We start from the raw sequence: 18,899 nt of genomic DNA, 5'->3' as shown, positions 1-18,899 counted from the left end.
GGTCCTGGTGTCTATACCCTGGTAAGAGGCTGGGATTTAAGACTATTGTCGACGCTCCTTCTGCGGAGGGTGATCCGGTTTGCTTTTTTGTACTTCCATATTTTCCGGTAGATGCTCTTGTCGTCCAGTTTTTTGAAAATAGACGCGTCCGGCTTGGTGTTCACTTCGAGTATCCAGGGCTTCAGCTCGCTGTCCAGCGCGATATCCACGCCGATCGCCGTTACTTTGGGATAGCCGGTCTCCATATATTCGGCGATTTCATGGCCAAGCCGGTTCAGCTTTGCCACGTAATCCGGCACTTGTTCCTTTTTCAGATACTCTTTCAAAAGCTTCGAAATTTCCGTCGGGGTTCCGCCGCGGTGATAATTGGTCACAATCTTATCCGGGTGCGCTACACGGCCGATAATACCGGTGTTTTCCCAATCGCCCCGCAAATTTTTCTGTACCATGATCCGGATGTCGAAAGGCCGGCCCTTGCTCGTCAGAAGATGAATGCCCCGCTGAACGAGATGCTTCGTGTCCCCGAAATGCTTGGACATGGTGCGGTACAGCTCATCGTACGTTTCGAATTTCTTTTTCGTCTCATTGATCTGATACCGGTACCGGCCCTTAGAGCTGTATTCGACCTTGAAAATGCCCCGCCCGCCCGTCCCGTTGTTAGGCTTGACGTACACCATCCGGTACCGTTTAAGAAAGTCGTACAGATGATCTTTCGTTGCCTGCGCCGTATCCGGCTGAAACTTTTTCAGCTCCGAGTGCCGATTCAGAAATTGGGTTTTACCCAGTTTGGTATTGGGCAGAACGTTTTGTGAATCCATGGCCAGCCTCCCGTTTTCTCCATATGCAAGTTGACGTAAGCGAAATCCGGCAAGTAAACCGGCGATTTTGTTAGATCTATTCATCTGATTTCTATCATACGGCCGCAGAAGCCAAAACGTGCGAATTCCGGGCCGCCCGCATACTTGGGCACTGCCCACCCAGACCCTGCGGTTTCGCGGTGCATACGATATCACGTACTCCATTAAGAAGGAGGTCATGCGAAATGTCAGGAGTTGGCGGATACGGCGGCGGTTTTACAAGCACAGGTGCCATTCTGGTTCTGTTCATTCTGCTGGTTATCATCAGCAGATCGTTCCTGTACTAATTCAGCTCAAACCGGCTGAAGCTTGAACGACAAGAAAGACCGTTCCCCCTTGGGGGAACGGTCTTTCTTTCATTGCGTTGTGCCGGGCAGGCACATGCAGAAAGCAGTCTAAACGAACGAGAGCTTCTCGTACAAGCGCCCGACCGCACTGCGGGCGTCTCCGTTCAGCCAGTTCTCCACGACGGTATAATACACCGATCTGAAGTCGAGCTCCGCCTTCAAGTCTCCCTTATCCAGCTTCGTGAGGCTCGGATAGGCCCCGTAAAGCCCGCCGCTCACTCCGCCTCCCAGCAGAAAAACCGGTCCCGCGGTACCGTGATCCGTCCCGCCGCTGCCGTTCTCCTTCATTCTCCGGCCGAATTCGGAGAACGCCATGACCATGACCTGATCCTGAAGGCCGTGAGCTTCCAGGTCGCGGTAGAACGCGCCGAGCCCCCCGTCCAGAGTGGACAGCATAGCCGCATGGTGCGCCTTCTCGTTGGCATGGTCGTCGAACGGACCCAACTGCGTGTAGAAGACCCGGGTGCCGGAGCCGGATGCCATGAGCTGCGCGGCAAGCTGCAAATCCTTGGCGAACGAGGTGTCCGGATAAGGCGCGCCTGCCGCATATCCCGGCCGCAGAGAGCCGATCGCTTCCACGCTGCGGTAAGCTTCAATCCCGCTGGAGCAGGCAACCCGCAAGGGAGCCGCCTGCTTGTTCAGGTTGTACATATCCAGGAAAGCCTTGTTCAGACGGCCGCGGTCCGGATCGGGGGGCTTGCTGGTAAAGATCTTATAGGAATCCAGCGCGGACACAACGGGAAGCGAAATGGAGTCGTGACGGAGAGCACGCGTCTCCGTCTTCCCGAGCTGGACGGCCCGGAGCGGATTCGCCGTATCCAGGGACGAAAAAGCGTAGCGCCCCAGCCAGCCGTCGCTGATCCGCTTCTCCGGCTCCCCGGTATGCCAGATTTCCATGGAACGGAAATGGGAATGGTCGGGCTTCGGGTAGCCCACACCTTGGACAATCGCGACCTTTCCGCGCTGGTACAGCCCGTGAAGCTGCGTGAGACTCGGGTGCAGGCCAAGCTGGCCGTTGATATCCAGCACCTCATGCTGCTGGAGACGAAGACGCGGCCTGGCGTCGTGATACGCTCCGATTCCGTACGGAATCAACGTATTGAGGCCGTCGTTGCCGCCGGAAAGCTGGACCACGACAAGAACCCGGTCTTTCGCCCCCGCAGGTGGTCCGGGTTTGAGCATATTTTTACTGTCCGCATAAAGCAGGGGACCGCCAAAGCCGATGGCCGCGATGAGAGCCGTCCCCTTGATCAGAAAATCTCTTCTCGTTAAATTCATATCCGTAATCCTCCGCTCACTTCATCTGCGCTTCCGGGCTGATGAGCAGAAGCTGCAACAGGCTCCGTTTGCCGACGGCCGGTTTTTTCGAGCTCACGATTGTTTCCGCCGCATACTGCGTCAGCACATTCATCGTGTTCTTGCCGAGCGGAGCCAGCCCTACGCCGCGTCTGCACCCCTCCACATAAGCTTCCGGGCCGGCCTGCACCCCCTGCGGAGCCAAAGACTGGAGCTGGTCTTCCGTGACGCGTTTGGCCACCTTCTCGGCGAACTGGTAGCGTGCGATCAGGCGGCTTGTCGCCAGCCAGGAAGCCCCGCCCTTCCAGCCGGAGACATCCGGCGGCGCGTACAGCTCCATACCCATGAGCCCCATACTCGCACGGAACACCGCCGTTAGGGGGAGTCCCAGGGTCCGCATCGTGCCCGCCACGTACTCCGCCGGATTTTTAACAAGAGACAGCCGGTAGGCTTCCTCGTAAAATTCGTCGGAAGCAAACAAATCGTACAGCACGTCCCCGATCGTCGGCATCTTCGCGATATTGCGGGCGACCCGGTCTATCCAGGCGTCGGGAGGGTTTTCCGCGGCAAAATATTGGAGCAGTTTCGTCGCCAGAAACTTCGGGAGCGCCGCCTGCTTGAAAACGACGCGCACCACATCGGCGGAATCGAAATATCCGGCTTCGCCCAGAAAAACCTTATGTCCGGCATCGTGCCTCGCTTCCTGATACTGGACGATATCGGTTTTCCGGTTATAGCTCCATCCCGTCAAGGATCTTGCCGCTTCCTTCACATCCTGTTCGGTATAGTTGCCGATGCCGAGTGTGAACAGCTCCATCATCTCGCGGGCGTAATTCTCGTTGGGACTCCCCTTCTGATTCGTATAAGAATCAAGATACAGCATCATGGCCGGGTCTTGGCCGATTTCTTCGGTCAGCTTGCGGAAGCTGCCCAGAGCGTGCTGCCGGAACAGGTCGTTCTGCCGCACCATGAGCTTGATATCGCTCACTTTATATTGGGACGAAGCAAAATGACCGTGCCAGAATAACGTCATTTTCTCCACCAGCGGAGTCGGCGAAGCAACCATCCGGTACAGCCAGTACGTTTGCTGATCGCCCACTCCCGTGACAATCAGCGGCTTGTCGTCGGCCTTTACCTCCGAGAACGCAAGGGCGGAAGCGGCTCCGTCGGCCAGAGGCTGGCCCGAGGTAAGCCTGCGGACCGTCTCTTCCCGGCCTAACTTCAGACATCTATCCACTTCTCCCGGCGTAGCGGAAAAAGAAGCTCTCCCCAGCAGATGGAGGACTTCCTTTTCGGTCCAGGGTTTCATGTTGTACACCACCTAATTCTTTTACTTCCTACTTACTATACAACCAAAATATGACATCGGATTTAGGAACATGCTAAGAGAATGTTAGGAAAACAAAAACTCCCGAAACATTTGGGAAATGTCCGGGAGTTTTGCCTGCTTTGAGGGAGGAGAAAAGAGGGTTGATTAGCAGCCGAAGTACAGGGAGTACTCGTGCGGGTGGATGCGGATCGCAACATCTTTCGCTTCGCCGCGTTTGATGTCGACATAGTTGTTGATGAAATCTTGCGTGAACACGTCGCCTTCCAGCAGGAAGTCGTGATCGGCTTGCAGAGCGTCGAGAGCTTCGTCCAGTGTACCCGGCACGCTGCGGATTTCGGACTTGTCTTCGTCGGACAGTTCGTAGATATTTTTATCCAGCGGGCCGTAGCCGAGCGCACGCGGATCGATTTTCTTCTTGATGCCGTCCAGACCGGCCATCAGCATAGCCGCGAAAGCCAGGTAAGGGTTAGCCGTGGAATCCGGCGTACGGAATTCGATGCGGCAGCCTTTCGGCGTTACGGCCGCAACCGGAATACGGACCGCCGCGGAACGGTTTCCTTTGGAGAACACCAGGTTAACCGGTGCTTCGTAACCCGGAACGAGACGTTTGAACGAGTTCGTGGACGGGTTCGTCAGAGCGATCAGAGCCGGTGCGTGGTACAGGATACCGCCGATGTAGTGCAAAGCCATTTCGCTCAGGCTGGCGTAGCCGTTTTTGTCGTAGAACAGAGGCGTGTCGCCGTCGAAAATACTTTGGTGAACGTGCATACCCGATCCGTTATCGCCAAAGAGCGGCTTCGGCATGAAGGTTGCGACTTTTCCGTACTGTCTCGCCGTGTTGTGAACGATATATTTGTATTTCATGAGATTGTCGGCCGTTTTGGTCAGCGTATCGAAACGGAAGTTGATTTCCGCTTGACCGGCTGTCGCCACTTCGTGGTGATGACGCTCGATGCGAAGACCCGCTTCTTGAAGCAGACGGCACATTTCACTGCGGATGTCCTGCTGGGTATCGACCGGCTGAACCGGCACGTAGCCGCCTTTAACGCCGATTTTGAAGCCCAGGTTGCCGCCTTCTTCTTTGCGTCCGGTGTTCCATGCGCCTTCTTCGGAATCAACGGTGTAGTAAGAGGTATTCATGCCGCTTTCGTAACGGACATCGTCGAAAATGAAAAACTCGGACTCGGGAGCAAAGTTCGCCGTCGTGCCTACGCCGGCTGTTTGCAGGAATTCTTCCGCCTTCTGTGCGATGCTGCGCGGATCGCGCTCGTAACGCTCGCCGTCCGGCGTGTGGATGTTACACATCACAATCAGTGTCGGGTGAGCCGTGAAAGGATCGACATAAACCGACTCCGTATCAGGCATCATGACCATATCCGACTCTTCAATGCCGCGGAAACCATGAATGGAGGAACCGTCAAAGGCAACTCCGTTCTCGAAAGTTTCTTCCTCGACTTCGCAAGCCGGGAGAGAAATGTGGTGCGCCTTACCTAAAAGATCCACAAAACGAAAATCGATCCACTCAATGTTTTTTTCCTTGATGATGTTCAAAACGTCCTGTACTGACATGTGTAAACCCTCCTAATTCCGTACATTCACAATGCTTTCCCTGTGTAATGTTCCAGTTTTCATTCGATCTTTTTTCATATTATATAGCGGCCGAAGAAATGTCGTCAATACTCATGTCAGGTATTTTTTTAAAGAATGTTAGGTAATGTTACATGAAAAACAAAAAAACCGGATTTCTCCGGTTTTTAAGCTGTTTCTGAGGAAATATCGGGGATTTTCGGACAACCTGTCGGATTAGACAAGTACGGGGGTTTTGGCGGTATCGAATCTTTTGCCGCAAAGCGGAGCCAGCTTCTCCAGATCTTGAAGCAGCTTGGCGAACTGGTCCGGGAACAGGGACTGGACCCCGTCTCCGGTCATCGAATTGTCCGGATCCGTATGCATTTCGATGATCAGGCCGTTCGCTCCGGCGGCCACGGAAGCCTTCGTCATCGGCTCGACCAGCTCGCGGCGTCCCGTTCCGTGACTCGGATCGGAGATGACCGGCAGATGGCTCAAGCTCTGAAGCACCGGAATCGCCGACAGATCGAGCGTGTTGCGGGTATAAGTCTCGAATGTTCGGATTCCGCGTTCGCAGAGCATCACATTCGGGTTGCCTCCCGCAAGGATGTATTCCGCCGCATTAAGGAATTCGTCGTACGTCGAGCTGAAGCCGCGCTTGAGCAGCACCGGCGTCTGGATCGAGCCCAGCTTGCGCAGCAGATCGAAGTTCTGCATGTTGCGGGTGCCCACCTGCAGAATGTCGGCGTATTCCGCGCAGACATCCACGTACTCCGGCGTCATAACCTCCGTAATCGTCAGAAGACCGTGCTTGCGTCCGGCTTCCGCCATCATGACGAGTCCTTCCACGCCGACGCCCTGGAAGCTGTAAGGGCCCGTACGCGGTTTGAAGGCGCCGCCCCGGAGCACTTGACCGCCCGCCGCCTTGACCAGGCGGGCGATTTCGTCGATCTGCTCGGGAGTCTCGACGGCGCAGGGGCCGCCCATGACCACGAGCTGATCGCCGCCGATCTCCACATCCTTGATGCGGATAACCGTATCCGCCGGATGGAAGTCACGGCTTGCCAGCTTGTAGGACTTCGAGATTTTGACCACCTGCTCGACTCCCTTCAGCTGGCGCAGCTGCTCGGCCAGTACCGGATCGGCCTGACCGATGATGCCGATAACCGTACGGTCTTCTCCGTGCGATACGTGTGCTTTTACTTCATGCTTCTCGATGATGTGTACGATTTCCTGAATACGCGCTTCTTCAACCTTATTTGAAAGAATGACGATCATTCCGCTCACGCTCCTGAATGTAGAGTAATGGGTTACCTTCTCGCTTCAACGCTTGTTTGCTTTTAAGCTTTTAAGCTTTTTAGCTTCTACGCTTTTATCCATTAAAGTAACTCGCTAAAATAATAATAACAGGCTTGACGATTATCCGTCAAGCCTGCATCTGTCTGTTTATCTTGTTAAGCCGCGAGACCTGTGCGTCAATCCGCATCACCCGGAAGTCCGGAAGCCATAGCGTGCTGATGTTCCTTGCGCAGTCTGCGCCTGTCCTTGCGCCGGCTGGCATGGAGCCTCAGCAGAAGCATGATTGGGAAGTACATGATCAGGCCGAGAACGCCCCCGACGATCATTCCGCCTACGATCAGCTCCAGGCTTCCTTTCAGGACATTCGCAAGAAAAGCAGGAACGTGGTGAATCAGGTACTCCTTGAAGCCCGGAGGAACGACAAGGGAACCTACCGGTTTGTTAAACAGGATCGCCATCGGCACGTAAATGATTTTACCGAACACGAACCCGATCAGCGCACCCGCAAAATTGCCCCGCAGCAGCCACACGAGGGGAAAAATAAGAAAAAAAGCCAGCCCGACCGTCGGAAGAGTGAACATCTCGACGGCCAGTCCGATGGAAAATCCGGTGGCGACCATCGAAGGCCCGCCCTTGGCGCGAAGCAGCAGAAGATATTTGTATTTAAACCAGCGACCCGTCTGTTTAAGATCAAACTTTTTCTTTCGGAGTGCCCCTTCACTATACTGCATGGTGCCTCATCCTATCCTGTAAATTAGGCCGGTTATTCGGCGGCAGCCTTTGTTTTGGCCATCGGGATCAATTTCTTCATATTCACGGTCCGTGTAACGCCCCATGTAGCCGGATCAGCTGGATCGAACTGCTCCAGATAAGCGATCGCTTCCTTCGTAATCGGAGTCGGCGTGGAAGCGCCGGAAGTGACGCCGACCGTACGGACGCCCATCAGCCAACTCTTGTCGATTTCGGAAACGTCCGAAACCCGATATGCTTTGACGCCGGAGATTTCTTCCGACACCTGGGCCAGCCGGTTCGAATTGTTGCTTTTGGGATCGCCGACCACGATGACCAGATCCGTCTCCTTGGCCTGCTCCGCAACCGCTTCCTGGCGGACCTGCGTCGCCAGACAAATCTCGTTATGAATTTCAGCCGTCGGGAAACTCTCCAGCAGCTTCTTCATAATATGCTTGATGTCCCACTGGCTCATCGTCGTCTGATTCGTGATCAGAATTTTGGCCGAAGCGATATGGAGCTCCTCCGCGTCCGCCAGCGTCTCGATCAGATGAACGTGCTCGGGAGCGATACCGACGGCGCCTTCCGGCTCGGGATGGCCTTTCTTACCGATATAAATAATCTCGTATCCTTCCGCCGTTTTCTCGCGGATCAGATCGTGTGTTTTCGTTACATCCGGACAAGTTGCGTCAACAACCGTCAAGCCTTTCTCGCGTGCCTTGCGGCGGACTTCCGGCGAAACGCCGTGTGCCGTAAAAATAACGGTACCGCCCGTCACCTGCTCCAGAATTTCGAGCCGGTTGGGACCGTCCAGCGTGATAACCCCCTCGTCTTCGAAGAAACGGGTTACGTGCGAGTTATGAACAATCATACCGAGTATATAAATCGGCCGCGGCAGATCCAGATTCTTGGCGGTTTGCATTGCAAGCGCCATTGCATCCACCACGCCGTAACAATAGCCCCTTGGGGAAATTTTGACGACTTTCAACGAAAGCACCACCTTTTTTGTCGTTCGTACCTTCATTATAGCCGATCAGGAGACGGGAAGAAAGACAACGGGCAGCCAAATGATAAAGGTCGAGCCCTCTCCCTCGCGGGTTTTTACCTCAATGGAGCCCTTATGTTCGTCGATAATCCATTTCGCGATCGACAAGCCGAGTCCCGTGCCCGCCGTCCTTCCCCTGGAAACGTCCGCCCGGTAAAACCTGTCGAAAATATGCGGAACCTCTTCCTTGTCCATCCCGATCCCCGTATCCGCAATACGCAGACCGATCTGATCCCCCGAGCGGAGCGCATCCAGCCGGACGCTGCCCTGCTCGGTGTATTTGAAGGCATTTTCGATAAAAATGAACAAAAGCTGCTGGACATAGTCTTTGTTGCCGACCACGACCACATCCGTCAGCGGGTCCAGATCTCCCACTTCCCACTGCACCTGGCGTGGCAGAAACTGAGCGCGCCGGGCGACTTCCTCGACCAGCGGCCTCAGCTCAAGAGGCTGACGCTGCATCTCGAAGCCGGCATCCGCCCGCGCCAGCGACAGCATGTCGTTAACGAGCCGGCTCATCCGGTGAGCTTCTCCGGCGATATCCTGCATCGCCTCGATAGACATCTCCATCTGCTCTTTGTCCTGGCCGCCGGCCTGCCCGCTTGTCAGCGTGCGGCTCCACATCTTCTCGAGCAGCTCCACGTTGCCGCGAATCGTCGTCAGCGGCGTCCTCAGCTCGTGGGAAGCATCCGAGACGAACCGGCGCTGGGCGCGGTAAGCTTCCTCCAGCTCGCTGTACACGAGCTGGAGCCGGCCGAGCATGCCGTTGATCGTGACGGTGAGCCGCCCGATCTCGTCTTCGGGCCCGTCGTACAGAATCCGCTTGTCGAGGTCCGTGCCCTTCTCGATCTGCTGCGTAGCCACGATGACCTGCTCAATCGGCCGCAGGGCCTTCCTCGCCAGAAACCAGCCGAGCGTTCCGGCGATCAGCACCGTCAGCATGGCGAGAATCGCCAGCGTATACTGGAGCAGGTTGAAGAAGTTCTCGTAGTAGTTGATGGTCGCTCCGACCTGAAGCACGCCCCGGGTCAGCTTATTCCCGGTTACCGGATCGGTGATGTCGAACCCCCGGCTGACCAGAATAATCGGATAGGACTTGTCCATCACCTTCAAGTTCAGCCGCTCGACCACAAGCGAATCTTTGCCCCGCAGCTTCTGCGCCGCATTGTTTGTAATGGGCAGCGTCAGCTCCAGATTTTTAAGAACGGAAGACCGGTCGTGAATAACGGGGCCTTCCTTATCGTTCAAACTGGCAAGCTGAAGGAGCGTGTTTTCCGAAAACATATCCACGTTGTCCAGCTCCAGCTTGATCGGAACCCTTCCCCGGATCGAGGGGGCGGCAAGCGGCTTGATCCGCTCGTACGTCTCCGTCCAAGTGCGGCCCAGTTGTTTTTCCAGATCGTTATAGATGTAAAAGGAAAGAAATAAATAGAGGCCGAAGCCGAACAGCAGCAGCGTAACCGACAAAATGCCGGAATACCACAGCGTCAGCCGGAGGCGGATAGACATCTAGTTCTCTCCTCTCAGCACATAACCGGCCCCGCGCACGGTTTGAATAATGCGCTTATGGCCGTACTCCTCCGTTTTTTGCCGGAGCAGGGCAATGTACACTTCCAGCACATTCGATTCCCCGCTGTAATCGTAGCCCCATATTTTTTCCATGATGATGTCCCGGGAGAGAACCCGCTTCGGATTCTGCATAAACAGGTGCAGCAGGTCGAATTCCTTCGTCGTAAGCTCGATAAGCTGGCTCTCGCGGAACACCTCGCGCGTATCCATATCCAGCGTGACGTTGTCGTAGTGCAGCCGGTTCGTCGGCTGCTCGGCGCGTTCGTTCCGTCTGCGCAGCAGCACCCGCACGCGGGCCAGCAGCTCTTCCAGCGCGAATGGCTTGATGAGATAGTCGTCCGCTCCGAGATCAAGCCCCTTCACCCGGTCGGTGACTTCGTCTTTGGCTGTCAGCATGAGAATCGGCACGCCGCTTCCGCTTTCGCGGATTCGCCGGCAGACCTCCCACCCGTCCACGACCGGCATCATCACGTCCAGGATGACCAGATGGGGCTCCTGCTCGAGCATTTTTTTCAAGCCGTCGTTGCCGTTGTTGGCCGTTACGATCGTATAGCCCTCGAAGGCGAGGCTGCGCCGCAGCATGGACGTAATTTTCTCGTCGTCATCTATTACCAATATCGTTTCACGCATGAATGTTTTCACCCTTCTGTAGATGGATTCGGGCTGCAGGCAGCCTCGCGGGACGCTTTTACCCTCTATTGTATCAAATTCGGCGTTGGAGCAAAATCTCGGACGCTTTCTGCCCTTGAAGCACGACTAGCTGCCGAAAAAAAAGCAGAGAACGGCATCGCTGCCGTTCTCTGCTCCGCATGGCGCGGCAGTCCGACCGTTACTTCTTCTCGGTCGTATCCGCTGCGTTTTTGTCTCCGACGGTGACGTTGATTTCGACACGTTTGCCGTCACGCATCACGCCGATTTTGGCTTTGTCCCCCACTTTCAGGGCCTGGATCTTGGTCGTCACGTCCTGTGAATTCGTCACTTTCTGATCGTTCACGTCGACGATGACGTCATAGGGGCGCATGCCTGCCTGGAAGGCCGGGCTCTTGCGCGTAACCTCGGCTACAATTGCGCCTTCGGCGTTCGGCAGCTTCAGCTCGCTGACCCATTCTTTATCCACGTTCTGAAGGCTCACGCCGATGTACGGAGCTTTTTCCTTCGGAATCGTCACGTTGTTCTTCAGGTTATCCAGAACAGTCGAGAAGGTGCTTTCCGAAATAGCGAACCCGATCCCCTGCGCCTGCGAGCTTACGGCCGTGTTGATCCCGATCACTTCGCCGTTCATATTGAGCAGCGGGCCGCCGGAGTTCCCGGGGTTAATGGACGCGTCCGTCTGCAGCAGATGCTTGTAGTTGCGCGTGCCCTGCTCATCCTGAATCGTGATCGGACGCTCCTTGGCGCTGAGCACCCCGACCGTTACCGTATGGTCGAATCCGTACGGGTTGCCGATCGCGACCACCCAGTCTCCTACGTTCAGGCTGTCCGCTTTACCGATCGGCAGAATCGGGAAGTCCTTGTCGCCTTCGATTTTCATCGCGGCCAGGTCAAGGTCGTAACTGTTGCCCAGAAGCTTGGCGACGAACGGCTTGTCGTAGCCCTGAACGGTGACGCGGATTTCATCGGCTCCGTCGATTACATGCTCATTCGTCAGAATGTAGCCGCTTTTCTCGAAGATAAAGCCGGTTCCGCTGCCTGCCAGTTGAAGGGCGCCGTCGCTTTTGCCCGAACCGCTGTCCTGCTTCCCGGAGTCTCCCTGGTCGCCGAAGAAGAACCGGTAAAAAGGATCGTTCATCTGGTTCTTCTGGGAGCTGCTTTTCGTCTTGACGTAAGATTCGATCTTAACGGTTGCCGGACTTGCCTGGGCGAAAATCTGGGCGATGTTGTCCGGACGGGCCGAGTCCAGCGAAACTTTGCTTGCGCTGCCCGCCGCTACCGTCTGAGAAGAATTAGGCTGCGCGCCCGGCAGGGTCATCGGCTGTTTGCCGGTGAACAGGTTCGTTTTGTCCGCCGCAAACATGAGCGTGCTCACGACGACCGCACCGGCCAGGAAAGCGGCAAATCCGCTGCGGAGGGACGAGCGCTTCTTGGCGGGTCCGCTGCCGTTCCAGCCTCCGCCCGGCTTAGAGGCGCCGTCTCTGCTGAAGGAGAAGGACCTTACCGGCTTCGGAGGCGTCACTTCCACAGGCGCCGAACCTTCGCGGTTCGAGTAGGCGGTCGTGTCCGATTCGGTGTGGTGCGTTTCCTCGGTCATGCCCGTCTTGTGGGGACCGTAAGAGTAGTAGTAGGAAGGTTTCTCCTGCGCCGCCGCTTCTTCGCGCCCGGAGTCGTATCCGGATTCGTAGCTGGCCTCCCGTCTTTCCAGTTCACGCTCGCGATCACGGTCGCGGTTCAAATCCGAATCGTTGCTGCGGTCAGGGCCGAATTCTTTTTTATAATCATCCATGGCAATTCCTCCATTTATAAAAGTTAGGAAAAAGAGTATAAAAAACGAAGGACGGTTGACATGAAGGCTTTTTTGTAATTCGTGTTGTTCACCGTCTCTGTACTTTTATAATGGACTTCCTTCCTTAAGCAAACCTTAAAATTCAATAAAATGGAGGTAAAAAAGCCGGCTCACCGGCCGGCATCGTGTCGATCTGGGTCCTTTTAACTAAAAACATGGAGGGGAACGCTCAGTGCAGCCATTTCCGTTCGACATCCCGCAGAAGTTTCTCCGCTTTACCGATCCACTCGGTTTCGATCTCGGCGTCCGGATCGAGCGGGGTCTGAAACTGGTTCACCAACGCGGAAACCGTCATCATATGGGCTTCGGGATCGTTGCCTTCATTATAAACGTGCTTCAGCACGTAAGGCGCCCCGATTTTCACCATCGCGTCGGTTTCGTCCGTATCGCCGTCCAGAGTCCCTTCCGTCACTTCAAAAGGGATACGCAGCCACACTTTGTGCGCCTCATCCAGATAACGGTCGAACGAACCGTGATCGTACTCCCAGTTCCCGCCTAATGTAAACTCGAACGTGTGCAAATAGTCCCGGACATTGTCGAACGCTTCTACCGTTTCCTGGAGTGAGGAATTCAAAGCTTTCACAAGGCAACCTCCTCTTCATCGCGCCGTTTAAAATGAACCCGCGCAGCAATAGGTTGCGTATTTCTGCCTTCTTTTATGAGCGGCTGGAAAAAGCGGAGGGGTGCAGGCATCGCAGTCCGGCCCGGACAGGAGAGCGGGGCCGCTGCCCGGGGGACGGGCAAGACGGCTGGCCTCGCATTACGATCGAGACAGGTATGGAGGCTGACCTTGCAGTACGGCCGGGACAGACAAGGAGGCTGGGCCGCAGCCCGGCGGGCCGGCGGCCGCATAGTCCCCTCGGCCCGCCGGAAATCCTGCCGGGACAAGGCAAAACACCGGAACCGTCTCCGGTCCGGCTGTGCAGAAGTCCGCGTTAAGCCCCGGTACCGGCCCAGCCCTTGCGGTGAGCATAAATAGCCAGCTGGGTGCGGTCGTCCAGTTCACACTTCATGAGCAGGTTGCTCACGTGTGTCTTCATGGTCTTGATGCTGATATGCAGCGCCTCGGCGATTTCCTTGTTCGATTTGCCGTCCGAAATGAGGGAAAGTACCTCGCGCTCACGCGCCGTCAGCCCCTCGTCTTCCGTCTGCGCCGACCGCTGCCTAAGCCCGCGGGTCAGCGCCAGAGAGACCTCGGGGTTAAGAACTGGCATGCCGGCGGCGGCTCCCTTGACCGCATGGGCGAGCTGCTCCGAGGAGATGGTTTTGAGCACATAAGAGATTGCGCCCGCTTCAACCGCTTGGACGACCTTGTCTTCTTCCAGGAAACTGGTCAGCATAATGATTTTAATAGAAGGAAAACGCTGCGTAATTTCCCGGGTCGCCTCAATTCCGTTCATAACCGGCATGGTCAGATCCATGAGAATCACATCGGGAATACGTTCAGCGTCCAGCGCTTCGAGTTTGCGCAGCGCTTCTTCCCCGTTCGACGCTTCCTCCACGACGCTGAGCTCCTCATCGAGCATAATATACGTGCGCAGACCGACCCTCACCATATCGTGGTCGTCCACAACCATCACTTTTATTTGTTCTTTCACAACGAAGCTTCCCCTTTCGGCTCTTTCACAAATTTCGGTATCCGTACACGGACTGTCGTCCCGCTGCCCGATCCGCTGAGGACCTCGGCATCTCCGCCCAGCTTCTGCGCGCGTTCGCGCATCGTGGACAAGCCGTGGGAGGCGGACGATATCGCGCTCCGCTCGAAGCCTTTTCCGTTGTCCGCCAGTTGGAGCACATATTGGCGCCCGGAGTCATGCAGCTGCAGCTCGATTTCCGTAGCGGAAGCATGCTTGACGACGTTGGCCATCCCCTCCTGGATGATCAGGAACAGCTGATGCTCGATCGCCTCGGAAATCGGCTGTTCCGTCTCTACATCCAGGCGGCCTTGAAGCTCATGAGCCCGGCAGTATTCCGGGAACCATTTCTCCAGCGCCTGCTCCAGCGTGCTGCCGTCCAGCTCGATCGGCCGCAGCTGGGAAATGAGCCCCCGCATCTGCTTCTGGGCATGGTGCGACATCTGGATCAGCTGCTCCATCAGCTGGCTGGCGACGTCGGGATTGTGTCCGATCACCTTCGGCAGAGAGGATGCCGACATGTGAATCGCGAAGAGCTCCTGGCTGACGGTATCGTGCAGATCCCGGGCCAGCCTCCGGCGCTCCTCGACTACCGCAGTCTCGACGGAGCCGCGCTCCATCACGGAGCGTTCCTCGCCCATTTCCTGCAGCAGCCGCGTCCGCTCTTCAAGCGCCCCCGCCATCTCGTTGAACGATTTGTAGACGGGATGGAAAGAATCGATGGGATCGATCTGTATCCGATCCTTCAAGTTGCCTTTCGCCAGCTGAAGCATGGCGATGTGCAGCACATCCACCTTGCGCTGGAAGGAGCGGGAGGCCACGAAACCGACCGCCTGCCCCAACAGCACGGCAAAAACGGCCAGGCCGAACTTCCACCCGCCGCCTGCCGTTTCCCAAGGCATATAGAGCTGCGAAAAGCCCAGGATGCCGAGGGTCAGAAGGCTGGAGGCCAGGAAATACAGCATGAGCTGCCATTTCATGCTCCACAGCTTTACCATGCGTCCGGCCTCCTAACCCATCTTCTTCACGACGATATCTCCGATGAACATCGATACGTGAAGATTGATTTTTTTGGCGCCTTCCTGGTAATAAGGCGTCCGGTAGTTCATCGAGCGCATGATTCCATCCTCGCGCCGCTCCAGCACATTCATATCGCCGATAAAAGATGAGGTGGTGACGCTGATCTCCACGTCGAGATCGTTCGGGATGAATACCTTCACATCTCCGATAAATGCCGAGATGTTGATCCGCGTCTCTCCCATCGGGATACTCGCTTTTGTCAGATCCAGCGAGGTGTCGCCGATAAAGTGTGAGATGTTAAGAGGCGTCAATTCCCAGTAATCCTGTCCCAAGTACACATCCCCGATAAAACCCGACTTATTCTGGGGAGGGGCGTAGGAGTTCACATAGTGGTAATCCGGCCCGGGTCGATAAGAACCTCCCCCCGGAGGCGGAGGCGGTGCATAACCCGATTCCCCGCTTCCCTCACCGGCTTCCGGATAAACGCCGTCGTTCTTCCAGTCGGATCTCCTGGCGCGTCTTGCCTCGCGTCTGGAGATTTTCTCCTGCCATTTACGCGCTTTTTCTTCCCATTTGTCCTCCAGTTTACGTTCCCACTCGCTTCCCCAATGCCCGTGTCCGTCCCCGTGCCGATGCCCTTCCGGGCTTCCGCCGTATTCCGAATCGTGACGGTGGGAGCTTTTCCGGCCGAAAATCATTTTGATTCCGAAAATGATCAGCACGACCGGGATGAGAAACTGAAACATTTCTCCAAGCGAGTAAGGAGCCCATCCGAGATTACGGAGCTGGAAGATGCCTCCGATCAGAACCAGGATAAGCCCCCAGGCCCCGTCCTGCCTTCTCCTGTTAAAGAGCACGCTCATTAGTCCCGCGTATATCAGAAACAGCGGCCAAAAGGTCGAAATGAGCTCTCCGATGCTCAAGGTGATAAAACCGAGCTGTTTCAGAAAAAAAAGCAGGCCGAGCGCAATCAGGATAAAGCCTCCCGCCAATCTTCCCCATATAGAACCGTTCATGACTTATTCCCCCGTTGAATTTCGTTTTCCTGAATTAAGTGTACCTCTGTCCATCTTTTCTGAAAAGAGACAAAGGGTTGATTCCTTACTCGGTCCCGAGACCGAGAAAAAGCGCCTGCGGAAATCGCAGACGCTTCTTGTGCGGTACTTACTTCTTGCGCGGTATATGTGAATGTTTAGGCTTCAGGTGTATCGACAGGATTGTTTTTGAAAATTTCCTGTACGAGCTGGTTCCAGATCATCTGGGTCACTTTGCCTGTACCTTCTTTGACGACAAAGACATTGACTGTTTTCTTGCCCCATTCTTTGTAGATCTGGTCTTTCGTTTCATAATAAAGGTCAATTTTTTTGCCTTTAATGGCCCCGCCCGTATCGGCTACGATTCCGTATCCGTAACCCGGTATATAAAGGACCGTTCCGATCGGGAACACTCTCGGGTCCGCCGCGATCGTCGACAGGGAATGCTCGTCCCGTTTGACCTTAATGCCGGATTTGGTGATGCCGTAATCCGGATGCCCCGGATTTTTGCCGGTCGATTCGATACCCGAGTAATAGCCGGTCGCTACCACTTCTACCGCCTTGTACCGGGATAGATCCTGACTGGAATCGGGCATCAGCTTGTAGCTGACTTTGCGTGACTGACCGGAAGCCGCTTGAGCATCGGCGGTTCCGTTCTGTGACTGGGCCGGCTTCTCGGGTGCTTCGGATGTTTGGCGGGATGTCAATCCCGAAATCGCGGGAGCGATTTTTTTCTCGAGTGCCGCTGTATCTGTTAATCCTGTCAGACTTGTTTGATCTTGACCGCACAAGACAAGAGCGATGTTCAACATCATAACCATACTGAACCATTTGGTCGGATTGCTTGAATCAGGCAACATTTGTTCGATACCTCCCCCTACTATAAGAGTTTGTCCAATTTTAAAAGAGTTTAAACATTCTCCAATCTTTGCAAAGTAAGGTTTTCCCTGGAAGACGAATTTTATGCACGCCATAATTCCTAGTTTTTTACAGGGTTTAACTTGCGGGGGGCCGGGTAAATAGGGTGGGAAATAAACTCCCATCACAACCTAATAAAGAAAGGCGGATGATCGAATGGACGTAAGGAATTGGGGCGAATGGAACTTTCTCATGATGAATGGAAATTCCATTTGGAGGCTCATTGGGGCCGTTCTTGTTCTGATCATTGGTTTATGGATAGCAGGCGCTGCTTCGAAAGCCGTCTATAAAGGACTTCTAAAGGCGAACGTGGATGCCCGCGGAAGAAAATTTTTCCCGCCGGACAGCTCCGTCAGCCGGATTGTGTCCAAGGTAGTCAAGTATTTCATCATTCTCGTAACACTTCTCGTCGTGCTTGAACTTCTGAATTTCACGAATGTGCTGAATCCGTTCGTCGGTTTCATCGCCATCATCACTTCTTACATACCTCACCTGCTGGCTGCGGCGCTGCTTGCGGCAGTCGCTCATATTCTCGGCTCAATGCTGAAAAGTGTGGTTTCCGGATTCTTCGGTTCTCATACGATTAAAAGCAAAATGCCGAATCTGGTGCATTACCGCGAAGTGGCCGGCAACATCGCCTATGCCATCGTGATCCTGCTCTTCGCGCCGAGCATTCTGTCCTCGCTTCAGATTCCGGCCATTTCCGTGCCGATCAGCGCGGTCATCAATATGGTCATCGGCTATCTGCCTTTGCTCGCAGGTGCGATTCTGCTTATCGTGTTGGGTCATTATGTGGCCAAGTTCGTGGCCAAGCTGGCTTCCACCCTCACGTCCTCGCTGAATCTTCAGCGCTGGATCGGAGCAGGCATGAACGTATCCCAATTCGTTTACAGCATCGTGTACTTCCTGATTCTGTTCCCGATCGCGGTACAAGCGCTTAACCTGCTGCAAATCGAATCCATCCAGGTTCCGGCTCAAGGCATTCTGAATCTCGTTATGGCCTGGATTCCGAAAATTCTCATTGCGGCGTTCCTGCTCTACATCGGCTACATTCTGGCCAAAATCGTCCGCAATCTCATCATTACGCTGCTTTCGCCGATGGATATCGACAGCAAGCTGAACAGCCTGATGCCGATGTTCCGCCGCAAAGCCGCCGATGCCGGTGCCGAAATGGGCGTGCCGGGCGGCGTAAATCCGGCCGCATCCGTTTCCGCTCTGCCTATCACGAAATGGATCGCGACTCTGATCGCCGTCTTCGTATTCGGCTTCTTCCTCGTCGAATCCACGAACGTGCTGGATCTGGAATTCATCTCCGCCACATTCGCCGCTCTGATGGTGATGCTGCCGAAATTTATTCTGATCGTCATCATCGTTCTGATCGGCATTATCCTGGCCGGCTTCGCAGAGCGCATGATTCGTCCGGGCAACCCGCTCAAAGGGTTCGTCCAGCCGGTTATCATCGTTCTGGCCGTCGTCATCGGTCTGACGGAAATCGGACTGGGTTCGGTCATTATCACGTCCGGTTACATGGTCGTCATGGTCGCTCTAGGCGCCGCCTTTATTATCTCCGTCGGTATCGGCAGCATTCCGGCCGTCAAACGCTTCTGGGATAAGAAACAGAACAGCAAGGACCACGATAACATCTCGATGTAAGACGCAAAAAAAGCAAAAATCACCCTTCCGGATCGTTCCGGCAGGGTGATTTTTTTGTTGCCTGTTCATAGGTCGGCGGGCCGGATGCCCGCAGATTCA

At 55.2% G+C, this 18,899-nt stretch carries 17 protein-coding genes; 2 read left to right on the top strand and 15 right to left on the bottom strand.

Features of this window, described 5'->3' with window-relative positions; translation table 11 throughout:
• Positions 1-11 precede the first annotated feature (11 nt).
• On the bottom strand, positions 12-818 hold the full coding sequence (locus tag HMPREF1207_RS18255) for a YheC/YheD family protein (RefSeq protein ID WP_009676197.1): 807 nt from the start codon (positions 816-818) through the stop codon (positions 12-14).
• 224 nt (positions 819-1,042) lie between these two features.
• Here HMPREF1207_RS18255 and HMPREF1207_RS29880 point away from each other — a divergent pair, with 224 nt between their 5' ends.
• On the top strand, positions 1,043-1,144 hold the full coding sequence (locus HMPREF1207_RS29880; RefSeq protein WP_016423864.1) for a hypothetical protein: 102 nt from the start codon (positions 1,043-1,045) through the stop codon (positions 1,142-1,144).
• Between the two features lie 108 nt (positions 1,145-1,252).
• Here the strand turns inward: HMPREF1207_RS29880 and HMPREF1207_RS18250 are convergent, their stop codons facing one another.
• The 14 genes from HMPREF1207_RS18250 to HMPREF1207_RS18185 all read right to left on the bottom strand — a co-directional run bounded on the left by HMPREF1207_RS18250 (position 1,253) and on the right by HMPREF1207_RS18185 (position 17,089).
• Positions 1,253-2,482, bottom strand: coding sequence for a DUF1501 domain-containing protein (locus HMPREF1207_RS18250; RefSeq protein ID WP_009676117.1), 1,230 nt, complete (start codon positions 2,480-2,482; stop codon positions 1,253-1,255).
• Positions 2,483-2,498: 16 nt separating this feature from the next.
• On the bottom strand, positions 2,499-3,809 hold the full coding sequence (locus HMPREF1207_RS18245; RefSeq protein WP_009676227.1) for a DUF1800 domain-containing protein: 1,311 nt from the start codon (positions 3,807-3,809) through the stop codon (positions 2,499-2,501).
• A 165-nt stretch (positions 3,810-3,974) separates the two neighbouring features.
• A complete protein-coding gene (gene glnA, locus HMPREF1207_RS18240; protein WP_009676164.1) occupies positions 3,975-5,399 on the bottom strand; it encodes a type I glutamate--ammonia ligase in 1,425 nt (474 codons plus the stop codon).
• Positions 5,400-5,633: 234 nt separating this feature from the next.
• Complete coding sequence (aroF, locus tag HMPREF1207_RS18235; protein ID WP_009676080.1) at positions 5,634-6,677, bottom strand: 3-deoxy-7-phosphoheptulonate synthase; 1,044 nt, start codon at positions 6,675-6,677, stop codon at positions 5,634-5,636.
• Between the two features lie 197 nt (positions 6,678-6,874).
• On the bottom strand, positions 6,875-7,429 hold the full coding sequence (locus HMPREF1207_RS18230; protein ID WP_009676104.1) for a DUF2062 domain-containing protein: 555 nt from the start codon (positions 7,427-7,429) through the stop codon (positions 6,875-6,877).
• Between the two features lie 32 nt (positions 7,430-7,461).
• Positions 7,462-8,415 carry a 4-hydroxy-3-methylbut-2-enyl diphosphate reductase gene (locus HMPREF1207_RS18225; RefSeq protein ID WP_009676147.1) on the bottom strand — a complete coding sequence of 318 codons (954 nt, stop codon included), beginning with the start codon at positions 8,413-8,415 and terminating at the stop codon, positions 7,462-7,464.
• Positions 8,416-8,460: 45 nt separating this feature from the next.
• Positions 8,461-9,981 carry a sensor histidine kinase gene (locus HMPREF1207_RS18220; protein ID WP_009676209.1) on the bottom strand — a complete coding sequence of 507 codons (1,521 nt, stop codon included), beginning with the start codon at positions 9,979-9,981 and terminating at the stop codon, positions 8,461-8,463.
• Positions 9,982-10,671, bottom strand: coding sequence for a response regulator transcription factor (locus HMPREF1207_RS18215; protein WP_009676185.1), 690 nt, complete (start codon positions 10,669-10,671; stop codon positions 9,982-9,984).
• 199 nt (positions 10,672-10,870) lie between these two features.
• Positions 10,871-12,481 (bottom strand): S1C family serine protease, encoded by a 1,611-nt coding sequence (locus HMPREF1207_RS18210; protein WP_009676085.1) that lies wholly within the window; start codon positions 12,479-12,481, stop codon positions 10,871-10,873.
• A 229-nt stretch (positions 12,482-12,710) separates the two neighbouring features.
• Complete coding sequence (locus HMPREF1207_RS18205) at positions 12,711-13,124, bottom strand: YugN family protein (RefSeq protein WP_009676161.1); 414 nt, start codon at positions 13,122-13,124, stop codon at positions 12,711-12,713.
• A gap of 352 nt (positions 13,125-13,476) precedes the next feature.
• Positions 13,477-14,139, bottom strand: coding sequence for a response regulator (locus HMPREF1207_RS18200; RefSeq protein WP_009676170.1), 663 nt, complete (start codon positions 14,137-14,139; stop codon positions 13,477-13,479).
• Positions 14,136-15,173 carry a HAMP domain-containing sensor histidine kinase gene (locus HMPREF1207_RS18195; RefSeq protein WP_009676084.1) on the bottom strand — a complete coding sequence of 346 codons (1,038 nt, stop codon included), beginning with the start codon at positions 15,171-15,173 and terminating at the stop codon, positions 14,136-14,138. The genes HMPREF1207_RS18200 and HMPREF1207_RS18195 overlap by 4 nt, the downstream gene beginning before the upstream one ends.
• A 12-nt stretch (positions 15,174-15,185) precedes the next feature.
• The gene (liaF, locus tag HMPREF1207_RS18190; protein WP_009676188.1) at positions 15,186-16,211 is read right to left on the bottom strand and encodes a cell wall-active antibiotics response protein LiaF; all 1,026 of its coding nucleotides are present in this window, start codon (positions 16,209-16,211) and stop codon (positions 15,186-15,188) included.
• 176 nt (positions 16,212-16,387) lie between these two features.
• Positions 16,388-17,089: a 3D domain-containing protein gene (locus HMPREF1207_RS18185; RefSeq protein WP_009676150.1), complete on the bottom strand. Its 702-nt coding sequence runs from the start codon at positions 17,087-17,089 to the stop codon at positions 16,388-16,390.
• 214 nt (positions 17,090-17,303) lie between these two features.
• Here HMPREF1207_RS18185 and HMPREF1207_RS18180 point away from each other — a divergent pair, with 214 nt between their 5' ends.
• Complete coding sequence (locus HMPREF1207_RS18180; RefSeq protein ID WP_009676071.1) at positions 17,304-18,800, top strand: mechanosensitive ion channel; 1,497 nt, start codon at positions 17,304-17,306, stop codon at positions 18,798-18,800.
• Positions 18,801-18,899 lie beyond the last annotated feature (99 nt).

Source organism: Paenibacillus sp. HGH0039, assembly GCF_000411255.1.
GTDB lineage: Bacteria > Bacillota > Bacilli > Paenibacillales > NBRC-103111 > Paenibacillus_F.
Note: the sequence above shows the minus strand (reverse complement) of the source record. Positions and strands in the feature narration are given on the sequence as shown.